Annotated in this window: 15 protein-coding genes; 7 read left to right on the forward strand and 8 right to left on the reverse strand. The window is 33.3% G+C overall.

Going from position 1 to position 11,945, the window contains the following annotated elements; translation table 11 throughout:
- Positions 1–74: 74 nt before the first annotated feature.
- Positions 75–320 carry a hypothetical protein gene (locus Q1A60_RS20610; RefSeq protein ID WP_299769374.1) on the reverse strand — a complete coding sequence of 82 codons (246 nt, stop codon included), beginning with the start codon at positions 318–320 and terminating at the stop codon, positions 75–77.
- Positions 321–572: 252 nt separating this feature from the next.
- Here Q1A60_RS20610 and Q1A60_RS20615 point away from each other — a divergent pair, with 252 nt between their 5' ends.
- Positions 573–1,034 carry a hypothetical protein gene (locus Q1A60_RS20615; protein WP_299769377.1) on the forward strand — a complete coding sequence of 154 codons (462 nt, stop codon included), beginning with the start codon at positions 573–575 and terminating at the stop codon, positions 1,032–1,034.
- Positions 1,035–1,168: 134 nt separating this feature from the next.
- A complete protein-coding gene (gene guaB / locus Q1A60_RS20620; RefSeq protein ID WP_299769380.1) occupies positions 1,169–2,641 on the forward strand; it encodes an IMP dehydrogenase in 1,473 nt (490 codons plus the stop codon).
- A gap of 169 nt (positions 2,642–2,810) precedes the next feature.
- Here guaB and Q1A60_RS20625 read toward each other — a convergent pair whose 3' ends face one another.
- From Q1A60_RS20625 to Q1A60_RS20635, 3 genes are all read right to left on the reverse strand, one after another.
- Entirely contained in the window at positions 2,811–3,422 is a 612-nt protein-coding gene (locus tag Q1A60_RS20625; protein ID WP_299769383.1) for a hypothetical protein, read from the reverse strand.
- A 225-nt stretch (positions 3,423–3,647) separates the two neighbouring features.
- A complete protein-coding gene (locus Q1A60_RS20630) occupies positions 3,648–4,121 on the reverse strand; it encodes a nuclear transport factor 2 family protein (protein ID WP_299769386.1) in 474 nt (157 codons plus the stop codon).
- 10 nt (positions 4,122–4,131) lie between these two features.
- On the reverse strand, positions 4,132–4,545 hold the full coding sequence (locus tag Q1A60_RS20635; RefSeq protein ID WP_299769388.1) for an FKBP-type peptidyl-prolyl cis-trans isomerase: 414 nt from the start codon (positions 4,543–4,545) through the stop codon (positions 4,132–4,134).
- A gap of 95 nt (positions 4,546–4,640) precedes the next feature.
- Between Q1A60_RS20635 and Q1A60_RS20640 the strand changes: the two genes are divergently transcribed.
- Positions 4,641–5,147, forward strand: coding sequence for a lipocalin family protein (locus tag Q1A60_RS20640; protein ID WP_299769455.1), 507 nt, complete (start codon positions 4,641–4,643; stop codon positions 5,145–5,147).
- Positions 5,148–5,155: 8 nt separating this feature from the next.
- Here Q1A60_RS20640 and Q1A60_RS20645 read toward each other — a convergent pair whose 3' ends face one another.
- The 4 genes from Q1A60_RS20645 to Q1A60_RS20660 form a co-directional block, all read right to left on the reverse strand.
- Positions 5,156–5,821 (reverse strand): hypothetical protein, encoded by a 666-nt coding sequence (locus Q1A60_RS20645; RefSeq protein ID WP_299769458.1) that lies wholly within the window; start codon positions 5,819–5,821, stop codon positions 5,156–5,158.
- A gap of 78 nt (positions 5,822–5,899) precedes the next feature.
- A complete protein-coding gene (locus Q1A60_RS20650) occupies positions 5,900–6,982 on the reverse strand; it encodes an amidohydrolase family protein (protein WP_299769461.1) in 1,083 nt (360 codons plus the stop codon).
- Positions 6,983–7,083: 101 nt separating this feature from the next.
- The gene (locus Q1A60_RS20655; protein WP_299769464.1) at positions 7,084–7,800 is read right to left on the reverse strand and encodes a phytanoyl-CoA dioxygenase family protein; all 717 of its coding nucleotides are present in this window, start codon (positions 7,798–7,800) and stop codon (positions 7,084–7,086) included.
- Positions 7,801–7,805: 5 nt separating this feature from the next.
- The gene (locus Q1A60_RS20660; protein WP_299769467.1) at positions 7,806–8,540 is read right to left on the reverse strand and encodes a GDSL-type esterase/lipase family protein; all 735 of its coding nucleotides are present in this window, start codon (positions 8,538–8,540) and stop codon (positions 7,806–7,808) included.
- Positions 8,541–9,040: 500 nt separating this feature from the next.
- Between Q1A60_RS20660 and Q1A60_RS21645 the strand changes: the two genes are divergently transcribed.
- The 4 genes from Q1A60_RS21645 (at position 9,041) to Q1A60_RS20675 (ending at position 11,942) form a co-directional block, all read left to right on the forward strand.
- Complete coding sequence (locus tag Q1A60_RS21645) at positions 9,041–9,166, forward strand: T9SS type A sorting domain-containing protein (RefSeq protein ID WP_363322608.1); 126 nt, start codon at positions 9,041–9,043, stop codon at positions 9,164–9,166.
- A gap of 164 nt (positions 9,167–9,330) precedes the next feature.
- A complete protein-coding gene (locus tag Q1A60_RS20665) occupies positions 9,331–9,840 on the forward strand; it encodes a hypothetical protein (protein ID WP_299769471.1) in 510 nt (169 codons plus the stop codon).
- A gap of 42 nt (positions 9,841–9,882) precedes the next feature.
- On the forward strand, positions 9,883–10,938 hold the full coding sequence (locus tag Q1A60_RS20670) for a nucleoid-associated protein (RefSeq protein ID WP_299769474.1): 1,056 nt from the start codon (positions 9,883–9,885) through the stop codon (positions 10,936–10,938).
- A gap of 104 nt (positions 10,939–11,042) precedes the next feature.
- Positions 11,043–11,942 (forward strand): ATP-binding cassette domain-containing protein, encoded by a 900-nt coding sequence (locus tag Q1A60_RS20675; RefSeq protein WP_299769477.1) that lies wholly within the window; start codon positions 11,043–11,045, stop codon positions 11,940–11,942.
- Positions 11,943–11,945 lie beyond the last annotated feature (3 nt).

An 11,945-nucleotide genomic window follows, 5' to 3' on the forward strand; every position in this document is an offset into this window, starting at 1 on the left:
TTCGTTATTCGTTATTCGTTATTCGTTATTCGTTATTCGTTATTCGTTATTCGTTATTCGTTATTCGTTATTCGTTAGGCTTGTGCCTGTGGAGCCCATGAAGCACATAACATACCTGGAGCAGATTTTTCAGGGTTAGCGCAATCACTTTTTTCGTATCGAGAGCAGGTTACACAGTTACGTTCATCTTTAATTGAAGCTTTCATTTCGAAGCTATAACAAGTATAATGTGTATTTACGTGCACGCTGTGTTTTGTACAAAAATTTCCGTCTTTTAATTGATCACAATTACTACAATTGTGTGCGAGTCTAATAGCCATAGTTCTTTTTTTAGTGATTAATTACTTAAATGTAGCAACCAATGGTTTTAGAAACAATATAAATAACTGTTTGAGAGCGATTTGTATTTAGATTGAATTAAGATAACATACTGTTGATATAATATACGCTTTCGCGAAAGCGTAATAACTCATCTAAATATATAGTTTACTCATTCAAAAGGACCGTTCCCATATTGCCGTATTTATTTTGGTATTCGTTTTGATAGTTTTGGGGAAACAATATCAAAACAAATGAAAAAAGCACTACTTATTCTATGCATGGCGCTAGGTTGCCTTAGTTGTAAAACATCAAACAAAGTAACAGGAACAACAACATTAGGAGGTGTACTTCCTATGTATTCTAGTGAAAATATCGAACCCTTTCTTGATATTACCGAAATATCTAAAGATGCGACGTATGGGTATTCTGAAAAAAATCCTATTATGATAGGAGGAAAGTTTACCAATGGAGCTAGTAATCAAAAGCGTTATTTCGCTTCCTTGGCAGGACCTAATGGAGAGGTTGTAAAATTTGTGAGATTAGGAAGTTGTTGTGGTTACAAAAGTGACAATGCAATGCTAGGAGGAATGGCTTTATTAGATAAATATCAACTCACCTATGATGGTTTAAAAGAGCCATTAATTTTTTATATCAGTTTTTATGACGAAGAAAAAGCATTTGTCCCTAAAGGATTAACTCCTCGTGAGAATTAAAGTTTTCGTTGCTTACAGTGTTCATTTTATCACTATCTTTGCACGCAATTAAATGTTAACTAGTAAATACTAATCTTAGTTTTTACGCTTTCGCGAAAGCATATAATAGTAGCGAAATATAAAACATAATTGCAATGACTGCACACGAGAACAAAATCTTAGGAGAAGGTCTTACATATGACGACGTACTTCTAGTCCCAGCTTTTTCTGAAGTACTCCCAAGAGAAGTAAGTATACGAGCAAAATTTACTAAAAATATTACACTAAATGTACCTATCATATCTGCCGCGATGGATACGGTTACAGAAAGCCGTATGGCTATTGCTATAGCGCAAGAAGGAGGCATAGGTGTACTGCATAAGAATATGACGATAGAGCAACAAGCGACGAAAGTACGTAAAGTAAAACGTGCTGAAAGCGGAATGATTATAGATCCTGTAACCTTACCGTTAAGTTCTATAGTATCTGATGCAAAAAATGCAATGCGAGAACATAGTATTGGAGGGATTCCTATCGTAGATGATGCAGGTAAATTGTTAGGTATTGTTACCAACAGAGACCTTCGTTTTGAAAAAGATAACGATCGCCCAGTAGCAGAAGTGATGACATCTGAAAACCTAGTAACTGCCGAAGAAGGAACATCACTAGTACAAGCTGAGGAGATTTTACAAGATCATAAAATAGAAAAACTACCCGTTGTCACTGATGATAATACTTTGGTGGGACTTATTACATTTAGAGATATTACAAAACTTACGCTAAAACCAAATGCCAATAAAGATTCGTATGGTCGTTTACGTGTAGCTGCTGCAATTGGAGTTACAGGTGATGCGGTAGAGCGTGCAGGTGCTTTAGTCAAAGCAGGTGTTGATGCAATCGTCATTGATACTGCACACGGACATACAAAAGGCGTTGTAGCGGTACTTAAAGAAGTAAAAGCTGCATACCCTAACTTAGATTGTGTGGTAGGTAATATAGCTACAGGAGAAGCTGCAAAATACCTAGTAGAAGCAGGAGCCGATGCTGTTAAAGTCGGAATAGGACCAGGGTCTATCTGTACAACACGTGTTGTTGCAGGAGTTGGTTTTCCTCAATTTTCTGCAGTACTAGAATGTGCGGCGGCAATAAAAGGATCTGGTGTGCCTGTCATAGCAGATGGAGGAATCCGTTATACGGGAGATATTCCTAAAGCCATTGCAGCAGGAGCCGATTGTGTAATGCTTGGATCGCTACTCGCAGGAACTAAAGAATCTCCAGGAGAAACCATCATCTATGAAGGACGTAAGTTTAAATCATATCGCGGTATGGGCTCTGTAGAAGCGATGAAAAAAGGATCTAAAGATCGGTACTTCCAAGATGTAGAAGATGATATTAAAAAATTAGTTCCAGAAGGCATTGTAGGTCGTGTACCTTATAAAGGAGAATTAAATGAAAGTATTCACCAATTTGTAGGAGGTCTACGAGCTGGAATGGGATATTGTGGTGCTAAAGATATTGACACACTAAAAGAAAATGGACGTTTTGTGAAGATTACAGCAAGCGGAATTCACGAAAGTCACCCGCATGATGTAACAATTACAAAAGAAGCTCCTAATTATAGTAGGTAAGAATACAATATGTTTATTGGCACCGCCAAAGGGATTAACACTCCAAGGCTTGCCTCGAAATTAAAATTCAGTCTCGTATAAATGCATCTTGGGCTTGCCCCGAGGTAGTTTACTAAACAAAAAATGCCTAGTCTTTTTGACTAGGCATTTTTTGTTTTTAATAAGTTTCTTACTCTACAGAAAAGAAATATAATCCCTCAGAAGTATCGATATTAGGTAATGTTGAAACAATACCACAATTGTCAAACGCTATTGTGTTTGGATTTCCATCTACAGGGTAATTAGATAAGATTTCTGTGTTCCTATCCGTATTTGTAATGCTGGTATCAAAATTCCAACTTAGAATATAGTCACCTTCATCGATTGGCTTTAAACCAATTCTATAGCGATATTGAGAACTGTCATCAGAAAGTGCCCCTTCAATAGCTAAACCTCCATTGGGACATGCACCTAATCGAGAAGTTTGTCCAACTGCTTCAATAATTTCAAAATTATTAATAGCATCTACACTATTACTCTGATTTGTTGCAGGCCTTAGTCTATAAATAGAAACCAAATCTCCATTGTTAAAATCGTTAGGAATAGAATCTCCGAGTGTTTCATTAAAGGCAAGAGAAGAAACATTACCAGTAATCCATAAAGTGTCATTCATAGAAATATTGGCATCAGATACGGTAGCTTTAAAATTATTAGTTATGATGACTTCGTCAGGTTCATCATCACATTGAAAAGACATAAGTAATAATGATAAAACGAATAAGAGAGAAAGGGACTTTTTCATAATTGAATTGTTTTTTGAGTGATACATTCTTTAGTATTAAACAATTCATTTTACAAGAGTCCTACTGTCATCCGTGTTAATTAATGTTAACGTAAAAAAAATAATTAAGGAATAATTGACAATCTTGAAAAGAAGTATGATGTATTAAGTGTCTTATTGAATAAAGAGGATTATTGTTGGCAGTTATTTGATAAGTAAATAGTTAGAGTGTGCTCATAAAGCAATTTATTGTCTGCTTTGCTTTGCTATAAATGCATCCAATGTTTTTTTAGTTTGGGCTTGTAGTTTATTTTTGAAAAAGTTAGTTCCTCCAATTAATTTCCCTTTAAACCCTAAAGCTTGTCCAGCCCATTTATGTAAATTAAAGTAATCAATATGCTTCACGATTTTACCATCTTTAAACTCAAAAGTAGCATCTATTTTATTATGAACTTTCCTTCCAGTTTTACTAAAGTGATATAGTGCTTCCCAATGAGCGGTTCCTTTGCTTTCAGTATATGTAATATTAGAGAATGTAACTAAAAACTCTTTGTCTTTTTGAGAATTACATAGCATACGCCACATTTGACCAGGTTGTTCTCCAGTAAGAATCCCAAAAGCAGGATCTTCAAAATGAATGTCTTTATGATAACATTCAATCATCCCTTCTGGGTCTTTGGCCGCAAATGCCGTATAAAATTTTTCAATGGTCTCTTTCATACTAAAATGATTAATGTATAATATCAATAAGCTCTATTCTATATACTAAGATAGAGTCTTTAGATAGAATAGGTGGATAACTAGAGCGTTTACTTAATGAGGTTGGAACAATAAGTTTTCGGATTTCCCCTTTTTTCATACCACGTACACCTTCATCTACTCCCTGTATCACCATTTTTCCTCCAAGTGTGAATTGAATGGGATCCATTCCTGCAGATGAAAAAATAACAGTTCCATCTCTATACGAAGTACTTTCATGTATTTTTACATCTTGTCCAGTCTTAGCTTCTTCACCAGTACCTTCTTTAAGAATTTTATATTGTAATCCAGAAGGAGTGGTTACCATATCATCTTGTTGCTGTATGTTTTTTTGACAACTCAATAATAGGATAGACAAGGTGATTATAGATACTAATTTTGTCATACGTTTAATTTCTTTCTAAGATACAATACACTATTTAATTAGTACAATATCATACATTAATACTTTTGAAAATATAGAATATGTATTTTAGAGAGATGAAGCAGTTCGTTATTTTTTATTATATTCTTTTAAGTGTCTTATTCTCATGTAAAGACAAATCGAAAGAACCTTATATCATTCCAGAAAATGTGATACATTTATTAACGGCAGATTCGGTGAAATCGTGGAAGATTGCAAAGCGATATAATGGAAAGACGCGCATGAACATGGGGAACTGCTTTTTAGGCTACAGATTACGCTTTCGCGAAAGCGGACTCCTATCTGATAACAATGGTTTACAGAAAGATTGTGGTCCTTCTCTAGAAGCAACATGGGAAATCACTACTTCTGAAAAAGGGGCATATTTTTTAAAATTTAAAAGTGATCAAATTCCTGGCTTACTAAACCAAGAATCTGATGAAAAGTTTTTTAAAATTTTATATATAAGTGAAGATTCTCTTACGCTTTCTTATGTGCACAAACAATTCAATCAACGTCGCAGAATTACAGATTATATGGTGCGAGAAGATGTAGAAGTAAAAGATCGTGAATTTCACTGGTAGTATTATCCTTAGTTACAATCTAAGGATAAGGTATCACCATCATCGATAACCCAATTTGTACGGGTGTTATCTAGTTGTGATTGACTTACCTTGATACAATTTAAAGGGTTATCAAGTACTTCTAAGGTAAAGAGTTCTGGGTTATTTGATACATCTAGTGATGTAATATTATTACCATCTAAAATCAAAAATTGCAGTTGTTGGTTATTGGTAACATCAATTTCAGAAACACTATTTCCTTTCAATTCTAGCTTTTCCAAGTTGGGCATGTTTCTCACATCAATTCCTGAGATATTATTGTTTTCTAGAAAAATAAATTTCACTCTGTTATTTTGTGATAGGTCTATTGTTGTTAACTGATTATCATTTAGCCATAAATTGTAAAGGTTTGTAAAGCCTTCTATCCCTGTGAGATCAGAAATTCCTTTTTCGTTAAGAACTAAATCCATGACATCTTCAATATTTTCTGTAGGAACAGAACCATCTAATTCGTCATCTAAATTTAAATCAATCAATGCCATCTCAAACGCAGTATCTGTAATTAACGTACGTTGAACTTCTTGATTTATAGGATCTACTGGAGGTGTGTCAGCGTTATCGTCACTACAAGAAGTAATGCATAAGGCTATTATACACAGAGTAATAACTGGGAGAATATGGTTTGGAAATTTCATAATTAGATAGTTTAGTGCTTCTAAAGTATGAAAATTTCTATTTTGTTTAATTATTTTTTAAAAAAGTTTAACAAAATGTTATTTAGGAAATAATGTTTTATCAAGTCCAGGAACGATACGCAATGCGTTTTTGTAATATACTTTTTTAAGGACATCGTCAGGTAAATCTAATCCGTACATTGCCCAAAAAGCATGGTATTTTTTGTGATATGGAAAGTATTCATCATCGCTTTCTAATACTCTAAAATAAGTAGGAAATTCTTCGGGTTTCCAGCTATCTTTTCCAAATAGAATGCGGTCTTGATATTTTATAAAGAAGGCTTTGGCTTGTCTTGGCTGTCTACCTAGTTCAGCTATAATAGCGCCAATACCTACGTTCATATTTGGCATTTCATCGAGTAGTTGACTTAATTTAGGGAGGTTATTTGCATACCATCCCATATGGGCATTGATAAATGTAGTATTTGAATGTTTTTTAAACATACGATGTTGTTCTGCAATGAGTGTTTCCCATGGTGCAGGATTATCAGCACCTCTTTTTCTACCTGGTCGTGTTTTAAGTTCTAACCAACGTTCATTGTCTGCATTAAATTCATCCCAAAATGGCTTAGGATCTGCAGTATGGATTAATACAGGAATGCCTAATTCTCCACATTTTGCCCATATAGCATCCAGTCTTGGATCATCTACAGCAACACGTTTACCATTGATATCTTTATGACGTAAACCAAGGCTTTTATATATCTTTAATCCTCTGGCACCATTCTGAACGTCTTTTTCTAATTGAGCAACTGTTTTTGCTGTCCATCCTGTGCTTCCAACACCATCAAAATCAATATTTGCAAAAACAACAAATCTGTTTGGGTAATGATCTGCTATATTTTTGACTGACTTTTTTAGGCTCTCCCCAGAACGACCACTTAGATTGACCATAATCCCCATATTAAGTGTGTCCATAGCTGCTATTACTGGCGCTAAATCTTGATTAGGCATGCGGTATTGATGACCGTGTACATCTATAAAAGGAAATTTTGCTTTTACAACTACGTCTCCTGGTACAACAAGTGTTGAGGTAGGATTGTATTCTTCAAACGTAAGATCTTGTGCTTGTGAGGTAATAGATAGCGTTGCTATTGCTATTAAAAGTACTTTCTTATACATAAAGTTGGCTTAAGGATAAAGGTCTAAGGTACTATCTAAATTTGATGCATAATAGTTTTTAAAATAGCTTTAACGTTATTTGAATATAGAAATGCTATTTTTTATAGTGTTTCATGCTCCAACCATTCTAATGGGGCTTCAAGTTGTTGATCACAAAACTCTAAATGAATAACTCTCCTTCGTTTTCCATTTGTCGTTCTATGGGATGCATGTAGGGTTAATGGTTTCATCAACATAACACCACCGCTCTTAACATCACATACTTTTTCTATTGCTGTGTCCCAATCTTTTTGATCTGTACGAATGATTCCTTTTTTATGTGATGAAGGAATAACTTTTAAGGCACCATTTTGTTGGGTTGTATCGTCCAAATGTATTCTAATCGTAGTACTGTTTTCTAGGAATTTTAATGGTGGTTGAACTCCATATTGACCTTTTTTATGTGTCCAATTTTTATAATTAAGCCTCTCTGTTTTTTGATTTACAGAAATACTAATATCCTGATGATATGGAACAAACCAATTTGAGGTGGGTGGTTTATCAAAATAAATTCCTTTTGTTAAGAAATAAGGTCCATTAAAGATAGTAGATAGTAAAGAACGTAAGTTCTTATTAACTATAATTTCTTTGAGATTTGGAATGTTTTTAAGAAGTTGTCTTATTGCAAATAAGTCATTAGTTTTTAAGAAACCTTCACTATGTTGCGTAGTTTCATCTATACATCTTATTAGTTGTTGTATTTCAGACGCTGAATACAAGTTATCTAAAATAATATACCCTTGTTTATCAAGTATGTATTTTAGATTTTGTTTCTTCAATTAAGTTATCTTTCTAAGTTCAAATCTACCGCTTCAAAATATCTATCAGCAACTACTTTTGCTCCTAATATATTATAATGTAATTGGTCAGCTAATAAAAGATCATACCAATCTGAAGCCATATCTACTGCAATTACACTTGAATCATCTGTAGTACGTTCTTCAGAAACTCCTAATATAGCATCATTAAATCCATTAAAAATTAATATATTTTCTTCCGTGTAGAGATCAGATACAGCAGGTGCAATTTGCTCTATAAAGATAGTAATATCAGGATTATGATCTTGCAAAATATCAATAATTCCATGTATGTTTTGTATTGCTTCTTCATTTGAAACGTTACGTACTAAATCATTTCCTCCAATACCTAATAGAATAATATCTGGCATTTCTACACTTGCTAATGTTCCTTCTAAAGAAGCCAGTAAGTTCTTTGTTGTATAACCGCCTACACCGCCATGTTCATTATCAAAGTCTAATCCTTCTACTAACGGATATTCACTCGTATCTATATTTGGACCTAAAAAATCAACGGTCCAATTATTTTCAATAAAATTTTTCCAGAGCTCAAAACGATAACTTTCGTGATTAGGTCTATTTCCTTGAACTCTTGAATCTCCAAGCGTTAATATATTTACTTCATATGCAGGAGGTGTATCTTCAATACCACCTTCATCGGTACATGAAACGAGAATAAAGAAAACGAATAAAACGGCTAGTTTGTATATTTTTTGGGACATAATAATTTTGATTTGGGGTTGTGTATACGTTTAAGTATATAATTCTTAAGTAGTAAATTTTTAAAGTTTAATATTTGAATCTATGTTCATAAAATTCATAGTTGTTACCCAATGAATTTTATTTTTTTTATAAAAGTTGGAAAACTTTTATAAAATTTAAAAACCTAAAAAGAATGTTGTCTTTGTTGAATCTACTACTAATTATACAATAGAATTTTGTGCCTTATTTATTAATAAATAGGAGGTATACTAGTCCGAAAATATAGAGATGTGATGTGTGTCATGTCGTTGTATTTTATGATTTGGGATTACAAATATAGTAAAATATGTGTATTTTGACGAAATTTTATTTAAAATACTTGAGGATTATTCTTACAAATGTATTAAAATCGATGGACAATACATTTTTTTTTTAAATTTATTGTAAGTGTTTGTTTTTTAGAAGATTGTTGTTTTAAATAGGAGGTGTGCTTGTTTATATAGCTTTTTCAGTAAATTTAGTGGAAGAGTTTTCTAATCAAGATGGTAGACATGAAATTTCACTTTCTTCATTCAAAGACGGCGTTTATTTTATAAGAATACTTTCTGATGATGACGTTGAGGTTCATAGAATTATTAAAAACTAATTTTTTTAATGTTCTAAAAACATAAGATAATAGTATAGTTATTATACATATGTGTTTTAATATTTGATACTACAATTAATTAATTCTCTTAATAACTTCTTATCCATACACCCTATATACTCGTAAAGGTATTAGTATCTTTACCTCCTAATATTTTTGAAGATATGATATATCGTTTTAGAGTCATTCTAGATACTGAAGAAGATGTATTCAGAGACTTAGAGATTGATCAAACAGCAACATTGGAAGATTTTCATAATGCTATCAATCAATCTTTCGGATTTGATGGAGGTGAGATGGCGTCATTTTATAAGAGTGACGATCAATGGAATCAAGGCGAGGAAATTTCTCTTTTTGATATGAGTGAAGGAAGTGTACATGTACGATTAATGAACGAAACACGTGTAGAAGATGTGATTAGTGAAGCAGAAACGCGCATGCTTTATGTATATGATTTCTTAAGTATGTGGCGCTTTATGGTAGAGCTTGGAGAAATTGCAGAACGTGAAGAAGGGATCATCTACCCTAACTTAATGTTTGTACATGGACAAATACCAGATCAAGCGCCAGAAATTAATTTTGAAGCAGATGACACAGATGAAGGTCCTGAATTTGATGACGATCTTGATATAGACGATTTAGATAATCTTAATTTTGACCAAAACTGGAACTAATCTTAGTTCTTATTTGTAGCATATTTATACCAAACCAATTACATGATTAATTTATACAGTACGCAAATTGAGTCACTTTCTATTCATAGAGTAGGGAACAAAAGTAAAGCAGAAGGTCTTTTTGTGTCTAATGATCCGTATCCGTTAAGTGATGAAATTACTCCGTTGATTAAGGAATTCTTTTTTAAACCTTTTAGAGAAAAAGAAGAAAACTACTATCGCTTTGATCATGAAACCGATTTAGAATTCCATACATTGTTTGGCATAGCACAAAAGGTTTTTGAAAATCCTAGTGCCACACATTTATTATCTGAAGAGATTGCAAAACATTTATATGAACAGAGTGAGCATCCACATATTAAAGCGGGTGAGTTGTATATCGCACATTTAGAAAATGTGATGATTGATAATATTAAGACAGATGCGATCGGAATTTTTAAAAGCGAGTTAAAACAGGACTTTTTACAATTTCGCGAAAGCGGATCTAACCTAGAAATGCTTTTAGAACAAGGAATCAATCTTAATAAATTAGATAAAGGGTGTTTGATTGTGAATCATAAACCAGAAGAAGGCTATAAAATCTTATCAGTAGATTCAAATCGATATGACACCAAATATTGGCTTGAAAACTTCTTAGGTGTTGAAATTTTTGAAGATGACAATTTTTACACAAAGAAGTATTTAAAGTTTTGTCAAGATTTTGCAAAAGATGTGGTGCTTCCTGCAGAAGATAAGAAGGAAGAGGTTTTGTTTATGAACCGTGCTGTAAATCACTTTGCAAAAAATGATGCATTTAATGAAAGTGCTTTTGTGAATGAAGTATTAGATAATCCAGATTTAATTCCTGAATTCAAACATTATAAAACTGAGCAAGCGCCAAAATATAAAATAGAAGACCTAACAGATTTCCCTATTAGTAATAAAGCGGTTAGTTCGCAACGTAAAAAAATTAAGAATCTAATTCAGTTGGATACGAATATTCAAATCAAGTTGGATTTTATCAATCCTGAAAGTGCAGAAAAATTTGTAGAAAAGGGTTGGGACGAAGAAAAACAGATGTATTATTATCTTGTTTATTTTAATAAAGAGCAACAATAGTAAGGCTTCACAATATATAGTCCCGCACTGCGGGACTTTTTTTTGTAACAAATAGTTTTAGTAACCGTCTAGTTTACATAACACAATCAAAAAACAACATCTTTTTGGAAACAATACTCACATTAAACAAACTTACCAAGCATTACGGTGCGGTACGTGCAGTAAATGACCTGTCATTTACCATAGAGAAAGGAAATGTGTACGGTATTTTAGGACCTAACGGAAGTGGAAAATCAACCACTTTAGGAATGGTACTGAATGTCGTAAACGCTACTAATGGAGACTATCACTGGTTTGATGGGTCAGATTCTACACATAACGCACTTAAAAAAGTAGGTGCTATTATAGAGCGTCCTAATTTTTATCCCTATATGTCGGCAAGTCAAAACCTTGGGCTTGTATGTCAAATAAAAGGCGTGTCTAAAGATAAGATAGATGAAAAACTAGAAGTCGTAGGATTATTAGATCGTAAGGATAGTAAATTCAGGACCTATTCATTAGGAATGAAACAGCGTCTTGCCATTGCTTCGGCTTTATTAAATGATCCAGAGATTTTAATTTTGGATGAGCCTACCAATGGATTAGATCCTCAAGGAATCCATCAGATTAGAGAGATCATTAAAAAGATTGCTGCTTCAGGAACGACTATTTTATTGGCATCTCACTTACTAGATGAAGTAGAAAAAGTATGTTCACATGTGGTGATTTTACGTAAAGGGGTCAAGTTATATTCTGGCCGTGTAGATGCTATGAATGCGAGTCATGGTTTCTTTGAATTAAAATGTGATGATACCGAAAAACTTGTAAACTACCTTAAAAACAATCCAATGTTTGGAGAGGTGAAAACAGAAGACGATTTAGTTACTGGATTTTTAAAGAATCCGCTTAGCGCAAAAGAATTGAATAATCAACTGCATGCGCAAGGCATTATCCTTAGCCATCTTGTACAACGTAAGGAAAGCCTAGAAGAGCAGTTCTTACAATTGACTAACAACCTAAACTAAACC

Origin of the sequence: uncultured Dokdonia sp. (assembly GCF_947492535.1) — a bacterium.
Taxonomy (GTDB): domain Bacteria; phylum Bacteroidota; class Bacteroidia; order Flavobacteriales; family Flavobacteriaceae; genus Dokdonia.

Excerpts from the sequence above, each read along its gene's own strand:
- Q1A60_RS20665 (WP_299769471.1), top strand. The coding sequence starts at position 9,331 with ATGATATATCGTTTTAGAGTCATTCTAGATACTGAAGAAGATGTATTC.
- Q1A60_RS20635 (WP_299769388.1), bottom strand. The coding sequence starts at position 4,545 with ATGACAAAATTAGTATCTATAATCACCTTGTCTATCCTATTATTGAGT.
- Q1A60_RS20625 (WP_299769383.1), bottom strand. The coding sequence starts at position 3,422 with ATGAAAAAGTCCCTTTCTCTCTTATTCGTTTTATCATTATTACTTATG.
- Q1A60_RS20650 (WP_299769461.1), bottom strand. The coding sequence starts at position 6,982 with ATGTATAAGAAAGTACTTTTAATAGCAATAGCAACGCTATCTATTACC.
- Q1A60_RS20645 (WP_299769458.1), bottom strand. The coding sequence starts at position 5,821 with ATGAAATTTCCAAACCATATTCTCCCAGTTATTACTCTGTGTATAATA.
- Q1A60_RS20640 (WP_299769455.1), top strand. The coding sequence starts at position 4,641 with ATGAAGCAGTTCGTTATTTTTTATTATATTCTTTTAAGTGTCTTATTC.
- Q1A60_RS20630 (WP_299769386.1), bottom strand. The coding sequence starts at position 4,121 with ATGAAAGAGACCATTGAAAAATTTTATACGGCATTTGCGGCCAAAGAC.
- guaB (WP_299769380.1), top strand. The coding sequence starts at position 1,169 with ATGACTGCACACGAGAACAAAATCTTAGGAGAAGGTCTTACATATGAC.
- Q1A60_RS20610 (WP_299769374.1), bottom strand. The coding sequence starts at position 320 with ATGGCTATTAGACTCGCACACAATTGTAGTAATTGTGATCAATTAAAA.
- Q1A60_RS20615 (WP_299769377.1), top strand. The coding sequence starts at position 573 with ATGAAAAAAGCACTACTTATTCTATGCATGGCGCTAGGTTGCCTTAGT.
- Q1A60_RS20660 (WP_299769467.1), bottom strand. The coding sequence starts at position 8,540 with ATGTCCCAAAAAATATACAAACTAGCCGTTTTATTCGTTTTCTTTATT.
- Q1A60_RS20670 (WP_299769474.1), top strand. The coding sequence starts at position 9,883 with ATGATTAATTTATACAGTACGCAAATTGAGTCACTTTCTATTCATAGA.